We start from the raw sequence: 17,356 nt of genomic DNA on the forward strand, positions 1-17,356 counted from the left end.
GTGCTATTACCTGCAACTCGCGACTGCACAGCGCCAGGATAAATACAAAAACATCATGCAACGTTCAGTGCAATCTCCTCGATTACTCATTGTTGATGAAGTAGGTTATCAGCCATTCAGTGCACATGAATCAAAATTACAGTTCGATGTGATAGCGAAACGCTATGAAAAAGGCTCTATTGTCCTAACCAGCAATTTACCCTTTGGGCAAGATAAAAGGATAAAAGGGGTCAGAATCTGAGGTATCCCCACAAAATTATTAGCTGAAACAAAAAGATAAAATCGAAAGGAACATTCATGGCGTTCGGTGATCAGATCTATCGCCAAACAAATCTTTCGAGGATACGCCATGAATGCTCTGCAAATCCTAACCCGTTTCATCAAACTCGTCACGCCTAATATGCACTCTCAACGTCGAAAGGCACTGGGATCCTGTGTTAAAAGTGCGATGTATCAAAGCAAGCTAACAGTCACTCAGCTAGGCCGTGGGATAAGTAGCAAAGCCTATGAAAAACATAGGATTAAGCGCGCTGATAGGCTGTGTTCTAATAAGCATTTATATGGTGAGCTTCCGATGATTTATGCGGAATTAGTGAAACTTGTCGTCGCATCACAGCCTCGTCCTATCATCCTAGTAGATTGGTCAGATTTAGATGCCTGTCGACGTCACTTTTTACTACGAGCATCATTAGCTTTTGAGGGACGTTCGATTACGCTGTATGAACAGGTGCATCCACTTTGTCACAAAGAGAAGTCCACTGTACATTTGAGGTTTCTCAAACAGCTTAAAAGTATGTTGCCAGTAGGTTGTAAGCCTATCATCGTCACCGATGCAGGTTTTCGGGTGCCTTGGTTTCGACATGTGCTGAGTTTGAATTGGGACTATGTTGGTCGAATCCGAAACCGTACCCTATATACCTTAGACAATGGCAATAACTGGATGTCTTGCAAAGAAATTTATGCTCAAGCTCAGAGTAAACCACAGTGGTGGCAAAACATCATGTTTACCAAAACCAACCCATTGGTAGCCAATTGGGTCTTGATAAAAATACCACCTAAAAACAGAAAGCTTCTGAATCGCTTCGGCCAATCAAGGCGTGATAAGCCTAGTAGAGATGCGGCCGCGGCCTCGCGTGAGCCATGGTTACTGGCAACCTCTCTACCAACAGATTCTGACGTCCAAGCGCAAGCTATAGTAAAATGCTATGCATCCCGTATGCAGATTGAAGAAGGATTCCGTGACCAAAAAAGCGCTCGGTTTGGTTTAGGAATGTCACTGCATGAATCACGCAGTCCTCAACGATTAGCGGTGCTCGCTCTAATTGGCACATTAGCATTGTTCCTCATGAATTTTATTGGTGTTGCGGCAGAGTTCGCGGGCTTGGCAAAGCACTTTCAAGCTAACACTATCAAGCACAGACGAGTACTGAGCTACTGTTACATGGCAGCCAGGTTAATTCACCAAAGTGAACTGCGAATAACCATAAAACATTGGTTATCCGCTATTCTCTATTTCAAAAAGACAACGCAGGAGTATGCTTTGTGCTGGAATTAAAATTCGTGGGGATCCCTCAGGTTTAAGTAGCATAACTATTCATAATGGTTAGCTGAGCAATGGAAAATAAATAATTTAAAGGGTGAGTGATTTTTACATTTAACACTATGTTAATAAAATTTTATATTGAAAAAAACAAAATGGCACCCGAAAGTGCCATAACGAAATAACTTAATATTTAAATTTATGCTTTTTTTGAACGAAAGCGTATTAAGCCTAGAAGACTCAAGCTCATAATGGCTATAGAAGATGGTTCGGGAACAGAAATTGATGCACCACTATCTCTAATCAGCATAGTACTGGTACGTTCTTGTGCTATATCAAAAAGGGCAGTACCGTTACCTATACCTATTCTAGCCGAATCTCTCGATGATCCGCGTGAGTAATCCTGGTCATTCAGACTTAAATAACCATAACTATTTGTATCAGAAACTGCAAAAAGACCAAACGAATCAAACACAGGTAAAAATGGAGCACCATAAGTATAGCTCAAACGATTATATCCCATCATAGAAAATATTGAATCTAAGACGGTATTGTCACGTGAGTCGTTATCGCTAACTTCATTTCTCCCATCCAAATTTCCAGCGTTCCTTTCAGAATCAGCACCTAAACCTGTAAATGCATTTGTCCATAACGTATATACTTCATCTTGAGATGCAACTCTCCATCCTTCATAAGTGCCACCTGAGCCTAGTTGAGAAATAACCGTGTTATAAGAATCACCATTATTAACGCCAAAATCCATCCATTCAAACCCTGTGGTTTGATCAATAAAACTTGAGTTAGATGTATCGGTGATTATTCCTGCCGAAGCAGTTTGAGAAAGCACTAACAGGCTAAGCGCAGGTATTATCTTTTTTATCATTTTCAGTCCTTTTTTGTAAAACAGAATTAAATCGGCGAAACAAAAGCAATATATGCACCAGGACTGCAAGCCTCTGTTTTAATTGAGAATTTAAGGGAGGGTATTATGGGGAATCATAACAGTGTAAAAAAACGTGACATTACGTGTTGGTTTTTTATACAGAAAATAAATTCAGAAAAGTTTGGTTTATTAGTATTGATAATACTGATACTAAAAAATAATATTTTACAAAATGTTGGTAGCTAGGAAGGGACTTGAACCCTTATGCCCGAAGGCGCGGCATTTTGAATGCCGTGTGTATACCAATTCCACCACCTAGCCATTTTTGGAGTGCTCTCTACTTAGAATGAGTAGAGGTGTAGATTTTATACTTATCTACAAAGTTAAATTAAGTATAGAAGAAACCTTACAAATACTATACAGCACTATACAACACTATACAACACTTGTACAGGATGCAAAGTCAATCTAAGCTAATGATATTACTTGGTAATAACAATAAACTAAAGTGTATTTTGAATCCGCTGCGTCTACCAATTCCGCCACTCTGGCTTTGGTATCCATGCCTTGCAAAGCATAATTACTTCTAATTTTCTTTGCAAATCTTTGCAAGCAATTTTTAGCTTGTTAAAGTCAAAAGGTGCTATACCTTTCAATGACTTGCCACATCGTAATTGTTAGACGCGTTTAGTTTTGAATCCGCTGCGTCTACCAATTCCGCCACTCTGGCACTGATAGATGTGCTGTGACTGCGCAACAGTCAGGCTGAGAATTATAACGATGTCATAGAGGCTGACAAGCGTTTTTTAGTGATTCTTCAATAAGCGACTAAATATTATGCTGTTTAGGGTCTGATTGTTAGAAAGAGTAATGAAACCTGTGTAAGCTTATTGGTTATCAACGTTTTTTATTTATACAGCCTGAACTCCCGTGGAATCGCTCAAGGAGAGAGTGTTAAAAAATATTTTTAAAAAGTTTAAAAAATAACCTGACACAGCCAGATAAGGGTGCTAGAATCCACTTGCCTTTGAAAGGTTCTATTATATTTGAATATTGCTCGTTCCGTTGATCCATTGTAAGTCCCTTGCGCGATTCACATTAGATACGATTACTGAATCAAGCCTGCCGCAAAACAGATAGCCCTTCAATGCAACACCGGTTGTTACAACCACTTAAATTTATTACTTTTTGGAGTTATCTATGTCTACTTCTACAGGCACAGTAAAATGGTTCGACGAAGCTAAAGGTTTCGGTTTTATTTCTCAGGCTGACGGCGGCAAAGATGTATTCGTACACTTTCGTGCGATCAAATCTGACGGTTTCCGTACCTTAACTGAAGGTCAAAACGTTCAGTTCACTATCGAACAAGGTAACAAAGGCCCACAGGCTGCTGACGTAGTAGTACTGTAAGACAGTTGTTCTTATAAACAGGCACCTTCGGGTGCCTGTTTTGTTTCTGGCGCCAGATAATCTTTCTTTCGCTTTCCGCATCCCGTCCTTTCGCTAACCGTCTACTTTTGCTCTGAACTGTGGCACACTTGCGCCCATCGCTGTCAGACACACTGCAAGCCATGGTTAAAAAAGTAAAAAACACCAAAACAAAACAAACCAATCAGTCATCGCAACAGGCTGAGCAAACTGCCCGTGCTGGATTTTTGCGACGTCTGGCTGCCATGATTTACGATGCCTTGGTAGCTACGGCAGTAGGCATGTGTGCGGCCATGGTGTTGATTGTGGTGCTGGTGGTCTCACTGAAGAACGGCTGGCTTGATTTACAGGGTTACAGTGAACCCAATGAATTGCTTGGCGAGTCTGTGATGTATAAAACGCTGATCCAGGTATGGGTTGGTTTGTGGGTCGCCGGTTTTTTCTTATGGTTTTGGAAACGCGGCGGTCAAACGCTGGGGATGCGCGCCTGGCGGTTACGCATATACAGCACTACCGACGAGCCGGTAGGGTGGGGCCGACTTGTGCTGCGATTAATCGCCTCTCTTGGCGGACTGGGTACTTTGTTAGTTCTGTTAGACGTAAAGAACAAGCAATCGTTGCAAGACCGGCTGGCACAAACCGAAGTGCTTAAACTGACTAAAGAACAGAATAATCACAAGAGCTGGTAATTAAAATCAAGGGGTCAATCAAGGGGTCAGAGTACATGAATGAACTTCATTCATGTACTCTGACCCCTTGATTTCTTGATTTATCTGGAGAGTAGTGCTGCAGCAACGGCTGCAAATAGAATACTCGGTAGCAGCGCGCCAAGTACCGGCGGAATGTTGTAAACCAGGCTCAGTGGGCCAAATACTTCATTGGTGATGAAAAAGCCAAAGCCGGTTAATACGCCCATGATAATTCGCGCACCCATAGTCACACTTCGCAGTGGTCCGAATATGAACGACAGCGCCATTAATAGCATTACACTTACGGTAACCGGTTGCAGCACTTTACGCCATAAAGCCAGCTCGTAGCGGCTGGTATCCTGCTTGTTATTGGCCCGGTAGGTTATATATTCCTGCAAACCCTGAATTGATAACGCCTCGGGCTTTACGGTTACGATACCCAGTTTGTCTGGCGTCAGAGATGAGTCCCAGCGCCAGGTTGGCTGAACATCGGCGGTAATGGCGTCTGCGCCAAAGTAGGTGTGTGTCACCTGCGTCAGTGTCCAGCCGTTTTGTTCGTAAAAGCCACCACTGGCATTGGTGATGCTGTCCAGTTGTAAGCCATCGTTGAACCGGTAGATGGTGACTTCCTGCAATGAATCGCGGCTCATTACCTGGCCAATACTCACGAAATGATCGCCGTCTTTGGCCCACACATATTTATCGGATGAGAACAACGAGCCGCCGGTTATGGCTTCGGTACGCAGTTCTTTAGCGCGGGATTCACTCACCGGCGTTACCCATTCGCCCACTGCCATTACCACAATAATCATCACTACAGCCGATTTCATGGCTGAGGTAATTAAGTTCCAGCGGCTGAGGCCTGCCGCCTGCATAACCACCAGTTCACTGTTGCTGGCCAGCACGCCCATGCCGATGAGTCCGCCAAGCAATACTGCCATCGGGAAGAACTGTTCCAGGTCCCGGGGTAAACTAAGCAGCACGTACACCAGTGCGGCCAGCATGTCGTAGTTGCCTTCGCCAACCTTACGCAACTGCTCAACAAATTTGATCAGGGCACTCAGGCCAATCAATACCGAAAGGGTTACCGTCACTGTACCCAGCAAGGTTCTGGCGATATACCAGTCGAGAATGCGGATCATGACTTTCTCCGCTTCAGCATGGCTTTAATCTCGGTGCCGAACTTACGGTCCCGGGCGAGCAGGGTAAAGCCAATGATTAGCATAATGCCGTGTACCCACCACAAGCCGAGCTGGATAGGTATTTTACCGTCTTCCAGCACGCGCCGGCTGGCCAGTAGCAGCATAAAGTAACCGAGATACAACAGAATCGCCGGGAACATCTTACCAAAGCGCCCCTGGCGTGGATCTACCGCACTGAGCGGCACCGCAATAAGCACCAGAAAAGGAATCGATAGCGGAATAGCCAGCCGCCATTGCAGCTCTGCCAGCGCTTCGGTGGAGCCATCTTCAAGCAGTTCCATGGTAGGGATCACCGACACCTTCTTACGTTTTTGCTGCTGTTCCGGGTCGTCTATCTGGATTTGATATTCATCGAAAGCTACCACCCGAAAATCCAGACGGCGCTGTTCACCTTCGTACTGATTACCGTTATTCAGAATGAGCTGACGGGTGCCGTCCGGCTCTTTGTTAACCGTACCCTGTTCGGCATAAACGACCCGAACCTGCTCATCACCTTCGTTTTTTTGCTGGGCCAGAAAGACTTTTTGAAGTGAGTCGTCACTACCAATATCATGTACGAATATTACGGCTTCCTGGTTGCCGGTTTGTTGGAATCGGCCAGGGATGATGGCACTGAAACCGGCTTCTGCCTTGGCTTGCTCACGCAGGTTATATTCGCTCTCTGCGGCCAGCGGTGCCAGGTATAGGGTAACAACGCCAGTCACCAACATAATGATGAACGATAAAAATAACATTACGCGGGTGACATACCATTCACTGATCCCGCAGGCGCGCATTACGGTCATTTCGCTGTCTACATACAGCCTGCCGTAAGCCATCATAATCCCCAAAAAAGCGCTGATAGGAATAACCAGCGAAGCGAGTACCGGAGCATATAAAGACAGGAAGCCGAGCACCAGACTGGCCGGGATGTCACCCTCTGAGGCGTCTCCCAAAACACGGACAAATCGCAGGGTAATGAAAATTGCCATCAATATTAAAAATATGGCAATTTGCGATTTAAGCGTTTCCTTAAGCAGATAGCGGAATATCAGCATATCTGGCCTGTGCAAAAAGTCGGAATTTTAGTGAAAGCGGCTATAATTTTGAGTAAACTTACCATTTTTACAAGTTTTGCCAGTAATAACTAACCGTTGGTGCCGGAAGGCGCGTTTGCCTGAGCCGTGAATTATCACGTTGACGCGCCCTACGCAGGATTGAATTCGTGCGTATTAAACCATAAAGCAAGGCAAAACGGCATGTAAAATTGTTCCGGGCCAATCAGACAGAACAAAAAGAGGTGATACAGTGGAGTTTAACGTAAAGAGCGGCAGTCCAGAGAAACAACGCAGTGCATGTATTGTGGTGGGTGTTTATGAGCCGCGACGTTTGTCCGGCGTTGCCGAACAACTGGACGCAATCAGTGAAGGATACATCAGCAATCTGCTGCGCCGCGGCGACCTCGAAGGTAAAGCCGGTCAGATGTTGCTGCTCCACCACGTACCCAATGTATTAAGCGAGCGGGTGCTGCTGGTCGGTTGTGGAAAAGAGCGCGAGCTGGATGAGCGTCAGTACAAACAGATCATTGCTAAAACCATTCAAACCCTCAACGAAACCGGTTCAATGGAAGCCGTGTGCTTCCTAACCGAGCTGCACGTGAAAGGCCGTGATACCTACTGGAAAGTACGCCAGGCGGTCGAAACCTCACAGGATACTCTGTACACCTTCCTGCAACTGAAAACCAAGAAAGGCGAACCGCGTCGTCCACTGCGTAAAATCGTTTTCAATGTGCCAACCCGTCGCGAACTCACCGTGGGTGAAAAAGCGGTTGAGCACGGCCTGGCCATTGCCAAGGGCGTTAAGGTGACTAAAGACGTGGCCAACATGCCACCAAACATCTGCAACCCGGCGTATCTGTGGGAGCAGGCGCAGCAAATGGCTGAAGAATATGGCAGCGTTAGCGTGGAAGTCGTTAACGAAGCCAACATGAAAGACCTGGGGATGAACTCATACCTGGCCGTGGGCCGTGGTTCTGAAAATGAATCGCTGATGAGTATTATTCATCATAAAGGCGGCGCTGATGATCAGGCACCACTGGTGCTGGTGGGTAAAGGCCTTACCTTTGACTCAGGCGGTATTTCATTGAAGCCCGGCGATGGTATGGACGAAATGAAGTACGACATGGGCGGTGCAGCATCCGTTCTGGGTGTTATGCATACGGTGGCGGCACTCAATCTGCCAATCAACGTTATTGGCGTTCTGGCCGGTTGTGAAAACATGCCGGATGCTAACGCTTATCGCCCGGGCGATATCCTAACCACCATGTCGGGCCAGACGGTTGAAGTGTTAAACACCGATGCGGAAGGCCGTTTGGTTCTGTGTGATGCACTTACCTATGTTGAGCGCTTTGATCCGGAAACCGTGGTTGATGTAGCCACCTTAACCGGTGCTTGTATCATTGCGCTGGGTAAGCATGCTACCGGCCTGATGAGTACGCATAACCCGCTGGCTCACGAGTTATTAAATGCCTCTGAGCAGGCATCAGACCGTGCCTGGCGTTTACCGCTGTGGGATGACTATCAGGAGCAACTTGAAAGCCCGTTTGCCGATATGGCTAACATTGGCGGTCGTCCGGCGGGTTCAATTACTGCTGGCTGCTTCCTGTCGCGCTTTACCAAGAAATACAACTGGGCGCACCTGGATATCGCCGGTACTGCGTGGAACAGTGGTAAGAATAAAGGCGCAACCGGTCGTCCGGTGCCTATGCTGGCGCAGTTCCTGATGAACCGTGCTGGTTTAGGCGCAGAGGATTAAAGGTTAATGCCTGCCGTTCGATTTTACGCACTGGCTGAGGCGTCGGTTTCTCCCGCAGGGCACGAGAGTGTACCTGCGGTGTGCGCCAAAGCCTGCGAACTCACCGCCGAACTCTATTCGCAGAAGAAAAAGAGTGTGGTACTGTGCGCAGACCAGGCTCAGGCCGAAGCTGTCGATCAGCTTTTATGGCAATTGCCAGCGGCGCGATTTGTGCCGCACAACCTTGCCGGTGAGGGCCCCAATGGCGGCGCACCGGTAGAAATCGTCTGGCAGCCTCAGTCGCTGCCACGCAAACAATGTCTGATTAACGTTAGCGGAAAAATGGTGGATAACTTCAACCAGTTTCAGCAAATTATTGATTTTGTGCCGGTAGAAGAAACGGCCAAACAGCAAGCCCGCGAGCGTTACAAACAATTTCAACAAGCCGGTTGCCAGATGCAATTCCTGCCGGCCTAAAAAGAGACTTTTCGAGACACTCCATGGACAAAACCTACGAACCCCAATCGATCGAAAAACAGTGTTATCAGCGCTGGGAAAGCGAAGGCTTATTCAAAGCCAAGGGCGATGAAGCGCCAACGGGGAACCCTTACTGTATTTTACTGCCGCCTCCTAATGTTACCGGCAGCCTGCATATGGGCCACGGCTTCCAGCAAACCATTATGGACGTGCTGACCCGTTATCACCGTATGAAAGGCGATAATACGCTGTGGCAGGTGGGAACCGACCACGCGGGTATTGCCACCCAAATGGTGGTTGAGCGTCAGTTAAATGCTGAGGGCAAAACCCGTCACGATCTGGGTCGCGAAGCGTTTATCGACAAAATCTGGGAGTGGAAAGAACACTCAGGTGGCACCATCACCAGTCAGATGCGCCGTTTAGGCACCTCGCCAGACTGGGACCGTGAAGTGTTTACTATGGACGATAACCTGTCCAAAGCGGTCACCGAAGTCTTTGTACGATTACACGACGATGGCCTGATCTATCGCGGCAAGCGTCTGGTTAACTGGGATCCGGTACTGCACACCGCGGTATCCGATCTGGAAGTACTTAACGAAGAAGAAGCCGGCCACATGTGGCACATGCGCTATCCGCTGGCCGACGGCAGCGGCAGCATTGTAGTAGCCACTACGCGCCCTGAAACCATGCTGGGTGATACGGCTGTGGCGGTACACCCGGAAGATGAGCGTTATCAGGACTACATCGGTAAAGAGATCCGCCTGCCAATCACTGGCCGTTTAATCCCGATTATTGCAGATGATTATGTGGATCCGGAATTTGGTACCGGCTGCGTTAAGATTACGCCGGCGCATGATTTTAACGATTACGACATGGGCAAGCGTCACGGCCTGCCAATGATCAATATCTTCACGCCAGATGCCAAGGTTAACGATGAAGCACCAGTGGCCTATCAGGGGCTGGACCGCTTTGATGCGCGTAAGGCTATTGTAGCGCAGCTCGAAGAAGACGGTGTACTGGTTAAAGTGGACGATCATAAACTAAAAGTACCCCGCGGCGATCGCACGGGGGCGGTTATCGAACCTTACCTTACCGATCAGTGGTATGTGGCAATCGAAGAGCTGGCTAAGCCAGCTATCGAAGCAGTGGAAAGTGGCGAGATCCGTTTTGTGCCGGAAAACTGGAATAAAACCTACTACCAGTGGATGAACAATATTCAGGACTGGTGTATTTCCCGTCAGCTGTGGTGGGGTCACCGCATCCCGGCCTGGTACGACAACGAGGGTAACGTTTACGTTGGTCGCACGGAAGAAGAGGTACGCAACAAGTACCACCTTGAAGCGGGCGTCCAGCTGAACCAGGACGAAGACGTGCTGGATACCTGGTTCTCCTCGGCATTGTGGCCGTTTGCTACCATGGGCTGGCCGGAAGAAACTCCGGAGCTGGAAACTTTTGTGCCATCTTCGGTACTGGTTACCGGTTTTGACATTATCTTCTTCTGGGTAGCGCGTATGATCATGATGACCAAGCGCTTTACCGGCAAAATCCCGTTTAAGGATATCTACATTACCGGCCTTATCCGCGACGAAAGCGGCGACAAAATGTCGAAGTCAAAAGGTAACGTGCTGGATCCTATCGACCTGATTGATGGTATCGACCTGGAATCACTGGTGGCCAAACGCACCACTGGCATGATGCAGCCACAGCTGGCGGCGAAAATTGAAAAACGCACCCGCAAGCAGTTCCCGGAAGGTATTCATGCCTACGGTACCGACGCGCTGCGCTTTACGTTTGCCGCCATGGCATCGACCAGTCGTGATATCAACTTTGATATGGGCCGGGTAGAGGGCTACCGTAACTTCTGTAATAAAATCTGGAATGCCTCGCGCTTTGTGCTGATGAACACCGAAACCGAAGATACCGGTCGTGACGGTGGCGAGTTAGTACTGAGCCTGGCCGACAAGTGGATTTGGGCGCAGTTCCAGCAAACCCTGGTGGAATTTGAAAAAGCGCTTGCTGATTATCGCTTTGATATTGCCGCACAAACAGTTTATGAGTTTACCTGGAACCAGTTCTGCGACTGGTACCTGGAGCTTACCAAACCGGTACTGAATAACGATGAGTCGAGCGACGCTGAAAAACGCGGTACCCGTCATACGTTAATTAATGTGCTGGAGAGCCTGCTGCGCTTACTGCACCCGTTAATGCCGTTTATTACCGAAACCATCTGGGAACGTGTGGCACCGCTTAGTGCGTTGGATTTCAACGCTGGCGACAGCATCATGGTTCAGCCTTTCCCGGCGGTAGATGCCGCTAAGCAGGATGAGCAGGTATTGGCCGACATCGAATGGGTTAAGCGCTTTATCGTAGGTATTCGTAACATTCGTGGTGAAATGGATATTGCACCGAGCAAGCCACTTCCTGCACTGCTGCGTAACGTTAGCAGCGAAGACGAGCGCCGTTTAGGTATTTCACGCACCTTTATCGACCGCCTGGCGCGTCTTGAGTCCACTGCGGTGCTTAAGGAAGGTGAAGAAGCACCAGCCAGCGCGGCAGCGGTAGTGGGTGAGATGGAAATACTTATTCCTATGGCGGGCCTGATTGATAAAGAAGCCGAGCTTGCCCGTATTGCTAAAGCCATGGGTAAACTGGAACAAGACGTAGCCCGCTTTAAAGGCAAGCTGTCTAACGAAAAGTTTGTTAGCAATGCGCCAGAAGCCGTGATTGAAAAAGAAAAAGCCAAGCTGGCCGATTCTGAGTCACAGCTGGCTAAGCTGAAAGCTCAGCACGAGACAATTGCTGCGTTGTAATGGTTTAGCCAAGCAATAAAAAGGTGAGGTGTCTATTAGACACTTCACCTTTCTTGTAACTGTAATGCACCGGCGTTATTGTGGCGCTATACCGCATTTATTATCAAGCCAATCAATCAGTTCACCATAAAACTGCATCTTATGGTCGTAAAACAGGGTATCGCTGAAGTGATCAGCGCCTTCAAGAACAACGTATTTGTGTTCCTTGTTTAGGCGTTTTAATTCGGCAACAAAAATGTCGCTGTGTTCAATAGGTACACGCTGATCAATATCACCGTGAATCACTAAAATTGGCACATTGGCCTTTTCAACATTTTCGACAGGACTTACACCATCAATGGTCGGTTTTTGTAGCTTCGATAATAAAGGACTGTCATTAAGCGTTGCATTGATTCTGGACAAATCACTTACCCCTGCACCGGCAACAGTACACTGGTATAGATTTGGTTCCCGCAACGTGGCTGCAAACGCTGCATAGCCACCATAGCTCCAGCCGAACATGGCCAATTTGTCTTTATCAGCCAGGCCTTTAGCAACTAAAAAGTTGGCTGCATCATCCAGATCATCCTGCATAGTTAAGCCCCAGTTTTTATCACCGGCTTTCCAGTGGTCCAGACCGTAGCCGGTTGAGCCGCGGAAGTTTGGCTGAATTACCAGATAACCATGAGAGGCCAGTAGTTGCGACCAGTCGTCGAAGATTGATGAATCGCGAGCCCACGGACCACCATGCGGTAATACCACGGTTGGGTAGGGGGCTTTGCCAACGGTTGGGCGAGTTACATAAGCATTAATCTTTCTTCCATCGCGGGCCTTGTAAGAAATGTAAAGGTTTTTACCGAGTTTGGATTTATCGATGAAAGGCATGCGCTCGCCGAGTTTTATAAGGTCTTTTTTATTACTAAGTAAGTAAAACGAGCCGGGATCATTGGCTGCCTGAGTCAAAACCACTAACTGACTATTATCATCCGACGCACTGATTACGGCCACCCGCCCTTTTGGCGATAAGCCGTTAATACTGTCCTGAATTGCTTGCCATTCGGCATCTTCATAGAAGGTTTGGCTGAACTTGGTGGTATAGTTGTAACCGATGACATGGCCATCATCGTCGAAGTTCACACCGTCTGCGTCGAGGCCATCAAGGCCAAACAGACGTTCGCTGTATTTGCCGCTTTTGATATCCAGCAAATACACACCGGTAGTATCTTCACCATTATTGGCCACTACATAGATTTTGTCTGGATCCTGATTATTAAACCCGTTAACAGCAAAATTTGAACGGTCTTCGCCGCTGGCAGAGTGCAGTAAAATCCAGTCATCACTGCCTTTGGCTCTGACATAGGTTTCTATTGCTTGCTCGCTGCGATTCCAGCCCTGGCCAATTCGAACTTCGCCATCATTGTCTACCCCAAAACTGTTACTCACTTTTGTGGTCCCACGTAACACGGTGTTGGTTCGACCATTATTAATATTTAACTTAACAACATCCGGGATCCAATTGTTGTTAATATCAACCTCAACCAGAATCTGGTCAGGATCATTTACCAGCATGTCGATCATCGAGAAGCTGATGTTGCCTTTATCCCTGAATGGGATAAGCCAGTCTCCTTTGCCATCGGCATCCGTAACGGCAAACTTCGTTACCCAGTATTTTCTTCCGCGATCCTCAAGCAATTGACGGAAGCTAACGCCGATTTTTTCGTTGTTTAACCAGCTAACGCCCGACACACGCATTTTATCTGCGCCCAACGTTACCGGCTCTTTGGCCAGACTGTTGGTCTGATGAATCTCTATAATGTAATCGCCATCCTTACTGGTGGCCCTTACCAGCGCCAGTTGTTTACCATCTGGTGACAATTGTACGCTTCGAATAGCGGGTTGAATGGCAAAGCTCTCAACAACGGAGATTTCCTGTTCGGCATTGGCCGCTGTTCCTGCTATTAACCCTGCCACTACAATGCTTTGTTGTAGTATTTTTTTCATGACTATTTCCTTAAATAAAAGGGCTTCGGCATTGCTGCGGAAGCCCTTGAAATTAAAAAAACTGCTTAATGACCTGGATTAAAAGGCAGCTCGGAAATTAATAAATGGCGTTCTACCATCAGTATCATAACCAACCCCTAGAGGAATGTTGGTATTAGAGAATGAACCATCTGGATCAACTGCTGGAGGCGCTTCGTTAAACACGTTACGAATACCTGCATTGATCTGAATGGTGTCAAACTCATAGGAAATACTCATATTGTGAACAAAGTAATCCTCGGTAAAGGCAACCGGACGACACAGTAATGGAGTGCCTGCAGAATTAAGCAAGCCGCGACAACCAGTGGTACCTTCTTCGAACTCACCTAAGTCGTCTTCTTCACCTTTACCAATAAAGCGGGTTTCCCAGTTAAAAGTAAAGTCAGAGACGGCTACGCGAAATCTCGCACTACCACGCCATTCTGGTACAGCAGGCTCACCTTTATCATCATCTACAGTCCCTAATACATCGTATAATGATTCGGTCATGCGAGTTGCCTGCAAGTCCAGGCTGACATCAACGTTTTGTTCGCCAATAACAAATTCTTGCGAGTAGTAAATGTTGTAGTCAAACCCTTTAGACGTTAACAAACCGATGTTGATAAAGCTTGAGTCTACGAAGCTGATTTGCTGGTTCTCGTCCCGGTTTATACGTCCACAGAATGCAGGGTTACCTGATGCAGAGTAACACTGTCCGATACTGTACCCAGCACTTGGCTCTGCAATACTGTTAGTCACTTCAATATTGAAGCGGGTTAATGAGAAGGTCAGATCTAAATCGTCACTGAATGGCTGTTCAACGATGAAACCATACGTTTTCGCTAATGATGTTTCAGGCTCCAGCTCTTCAGAACCCCCGCTTACTACCTCTGCACTAACAAAGTTAGTGAATTGGGTTTCTTCAGTGTCGCCTATACCCAGCGTCGTAGGGTCAACTCCTGCGGCTAAACAAGCGTCCAATACGCCTTGAACCCGAGTGTCTTCAGCTGGGTTGTAGGTAATGGGAGAGTCTGGATCCAACGGATCGGTTACCCGTGCGTTTTCAGGTACAACACAAGGATCACTTAAACTTGCGAAACCTGAAGTACCATTAAGGAATCTTTCTCGTAAATTAGGTGCGCGGTAGGAAGTACCTTTAGTGCCTCGAATAGTAAACCAGTCTACCGGGCGGTAAATCGCTTTCAGGCTATAAGTACTTTCCGGATCGTAAAAGCTTTCATCAGAAATACGGCCAGACATAGTTAATGTCAGCTCTTCAGCAAATTCAGCGCCACGAACCAGAGGTAATTCTATCTCAGCAAAAACTTCTTTTAGATTACGGGCACCATCAGCTCCCTGGTCGGAAAAATATCCCCACAGTAAGCCATCAGCGGCAACGTCATTTGGATCTGATTTAATTTCGTCGCGGCGATATTCCAAACCAAATACACCACTAACAACTTCATCATTCCACGGTAATGTCGTTAAGTCACCACCAATAAAACCATTTGCCACGAACTGGCTAACTTCTGTGCCAATAGTACGATCTACCATCAGATACGCTTGTTCTTCTGGTGTAAGTGTACCGCCACCTGGCTGATAAATATTGTCAGAGAAAAGGTTTACAGGCACGCATCCGTCGCCGCACGATACAGTGCCGTCATCGTTAACTACTGTATTGTACAGTGAATTTAACAGGCGCTCTTCACTAATACCAGGACGCGAGTCGGTACCTTCTGATGCGCTGTAGGAAACGTAAAAGTCGTAATACCAGTTGTTCAGGCCGATATTCTCAAACGATAGCAGGTTACCAGTTACACCGCCCACCAAACGATACTGTTCAACTTCTATATCGAAGCGATCGCGGTCACCACGAATATTCAGAATTGGCTGAACATCCTGCGGACCATAAGGGAAACCAATGCCTGCACGACAATCGATGCCATAGTCACCACAAGGGTTGAACGGGTTTGATGCTGGTACTACTTCAAAAATTTGCGCACCAGGGTTAAAAATTGGTGACTCACGCTTGGCATATAAGCCTTCGTAGTAGAACAGCGTATCACTATCATCATTTAACGCATATTCACCGTTTAACAGCAGTGAATACCGTTTGTTACGTGATCTGTAGTCACCACTTTTAAAATAATCAGATTGTTCGTAAGCATACATAGGATCCTGGAAGTCAACGTCTCGGTAACCGTCACCGTTGCCGTCAGGGAACCATACATCGGCAATGCCGTCACCATCGGAGTCACCATTGACCCAACCCGGTATACCATAATCCGGCCCTAGTGCACCGCCGGTAGGGTCAGCTGTTTCTGACCAGCCTGGAATACCAACGTTGGTAAAGCCATTTGTGCGATAAACACTACCCCAGAACGGGATACTCATACGGTTTGTTAGCGGGAAGATATCACAGCTGTCATCAGCGCGTGGAAGCGGGCCATCACCACTGTAACGACGAATGATATCGCCTTCTTCAGTTTCCCAGATACGCTCCTCACAGCCTTTAACGAATGGGTTGCCGCCATAAGACTGAGCCTTGCGATCCATGTATTCTGCACCAATAGACACGAATCCGTTATCAAATGTTTTACCCCACATAGCAGACAATACGGTTTCTTCGCCACCATCACCTTTAGGCTGAAGATAAGAGCCCTGAACCTCAAAGCCTTCCAGGTCTTTACGTAGAATAACGTTTGATACACCCGCTACCGCGTCAGAACCGTAAACCGTAGAAGCACCATCAAATAAGTTTTCAACGCGCTGAATCATTACACCCGGGATCAGGTTTAAATCAGGTGCCGTTGGTGCGCCACCTACACCGGCTGGTGCCATACGACGGCCGTTAACCAGTACCAGGGTACGTTCTGCTCCAAGGCCACGGAAACCGATAGTTGCAGAGCCCGGGCCGTTATCCAGAACATAACCACCAAAGGTGTTATCAATCTGAGTACCTGATGCCTGGTTGGTGTTTTGCAGCATCTGACCGGCGTCGAACAAGCCCATTTCACGTGCAAAGTCACCACTGATCACCTGAATTGGTGATGCATTAGAGAACTCTGAACGGCGAATTCGTGAACCAGTTACCTGAATTCGCTCAGTAACTTCTTCCAATGAATCTTCTGCAAGTGAGTCTTCAATCAGCACATCAGAACTCTGATTAGCTGAAACTTCAACTTCCTGCGTTTCTTGAGCAAACGCAACGTTTGTCGTTAGAGAAGCTATGCTGGTGAGCAGTGCATACCTAATAGCATTGCTTAGCTTGTTGGTTTTTATCATTTATGTACCCCTGGATGAGTTTTATTATTGTCGAGATCCAGACTATTTCAGGCCAGATTATCCCGTAGTTTTATAGTATTGATGTCGAACGGAGAGTTATGAGAATCGACATATTCCCGATTCTCAAACTTACAATGGGGCTTATCCTTACCGCGACCTGCAGATTGCGGAAACATTCGGCAGATTTTTAAGCTTAAACCTCATTAGAAAAACATGGATTAATTATTTCTACATCCATGTTAATTCCTGCTCCTGTCGCATCATTGCATATC

The 17,356-nt window shown here is 47.1% G+C and carries 11 protein-coding genes, 1 tRNA gene and 1 pseudogene; 7 read left to right on the forward strand and 6 right to left on the reverse strand.

Annotated features, from left to right (window positions below; translation table 11 throughout):
- Window positions 1-10: 10 nt before the first annotated feature.
- Window positions 11-211: pseudogene (locus tag AC566Q_RS04920) on the forward strand (ATP-binding protein); the annotation flags it as partial.
- Window positions 212-349: 138 nt separating this feature from the next.
- Window positions 350-1,555, forward strand: a complete 1,206-nt coding sequence (locus AC566Q_RS04925) for an IS4 family transposase (RefSeq protein ID WP_499614330.1) — start codon at window positions 350-352, stop codon at window positions 1,553-1,555.
- Window positions 1,556-1,739: 184 nt separating this feature from the next.
- Here the strand turns inward: AC566Q_RS04925 and AC566Q_RS04930 are convergent, their stop codons facing one another.
- Complete coding sequence (locus AC566Q_RS04930) at window positions 1,740-2,423, reverse strand: PEP-CTERM sorting domain-containing protein (protein ID WP_499614333.1); 684 nt, start codon at window positions 2,421-2,423, stop codon at window positions 1,740-1,742.
- Window positions 2,424-2,659: 236 nt separating this feature from the next.
- Window positions 2,660-2,744: transfer RNA gene (locus AC566Q_RS04935), tRNA-Leu, on the reverse strand.
- Between the two features lie 879 nt (window positions 2,745-3,623).
- On the opposite strand from AC566Q_RS04935, the gene cspE reads away from it, so the two are divergent.
- Window positions 3,624-3,833 (forward strand): transcription antiterminator/RNA stability regulator CspE, encoded by a 210-nt coding sequence (cspE, locus tag AC566Q_RS04940; RefSeq protein ID WP_070178316.1) that lies wholly within the window; start codon window positions 3,624-3,626, stop codon window positions 3,831-3,833.
- Window positions 3,834-4,096: 263 nt separating this feature from the next.
- Complete coding sequence (locus AC566Q_RS04945; protein ID WP_499617370.1) at window positions 4,097-4,540, forward strand: RDD family protein; 444 nt, start codon at window positions 4,097-4,099, stop codon at window positions 4,538-4,540.
- Between the two features lie 80 nt (window positions 4,541-4,620).
- Here the strand turns inward: AC566Q_RS04945 and lptG are convergent, their stop codons facing one another.
- Entirely contained in the window at window positions 4,621-5,682 is a 1,062-nt protein-coding gene (gene lptG, locus AC566Q_RS04950) for an LPS export ABC transporter permease LptG (protein WP_499614339.1), read from the reverse strand.
- The gene (gene lptF, locus AC566Q_RS04955) at window positions 5,679-6,779 is read right to left on the reverse strand and encodes an LPS export ABC transporter permease LptF (RefSeq protein ID WP_499614342.1); all 1,101 of its coding nucleotides are present in this window, start codon (window positions 6,777-6,779) and stop codon (window positions 5,679-5,681) included. Before lptF ends, lptG begins: the two co-directional genes overlap by 4 nt.
- 250 nt (window positions 6,780-7,029) lie before the next feature.
- Between lptF and pepA the strand changes: the two genes are divergently transcribed.
- The 3 genes from pepA to AC566Q_RS04970 are packed head-to-tail and all read left to right on the forward strand — an operon-like array spanning window position 7,030 to window position 11,801.
- On the forward strand, window positions 7,030-8,535 hold the full coding sequence (pepA, locus tag AC566Q_RS04960) for a leucyl aminopeptidase (RefSeq protein ID WP_279319847.1): 1,506 nt from the start codon (window positions 7,030-7,032) through the stop codon (window positions 8,533-8,535).
- A 6-nt stretch (window positions 8,536-8,541) separates the two neighbouring features.
- The gene (locus AC566Q_RS04965; protein ID WP_279319848.1) at window positions 8,542-8,991 is read left to right on the forward strand and encodes a DNA polymerase III subunit chi; all 450 of its coding nucleotides are present in this window, start codon (window positions 8,542-8,544) and stop codon (window positions 8,989-8,991) included.
- A gap of 23 nt (window positions 8,992-9,014) precedes the next feature.
- Window positions 9,015-11,801, forward strand: coding sequence for a valine--tRNA ligase (locus tag AC566Q_RS04970; RefSeq protein ID WP_499614347.1), 2,787 nt, complete (start codon window positions 9,015-9,017; stop codon window positions 11,799-11,801).
- A gap of 75 nt (window positions 11,802-11,876) precedes the next feature.
- Here AC566Q_RS04970 and AC566Q_RS04975 read toward each other — a convergent pair whose 3' ends face one another.
- Window positions 11,877-13,781: an alpha/beta hydrolase family protein gene (locus tag AC566Q_RS04975; protein ID WP_499614349.1), complete on the reverse strand. Its 1,905-nt coding sequence runs from the start codon at window positions 13,779-13,781 to the stop codon at window positions 11,877-11,879.
- 78 nt (window positions 13,782-13,859) lie between these two features.
- Entirely contained in the window at window positions 13,860-17,084 is a 3,225-nt protein-coding gene (locus tag AC566Q_RS04980; RefSeq protein WP_499614352.1) for a TonB-dependent receptor domain-containing protein, read from the reverse strand.
- Window positions 17,085-17,356 lie beyond the last annotated feature (272 nt).

Source organism: Alteromonas sp. H02, assembly GCF_059682525.1.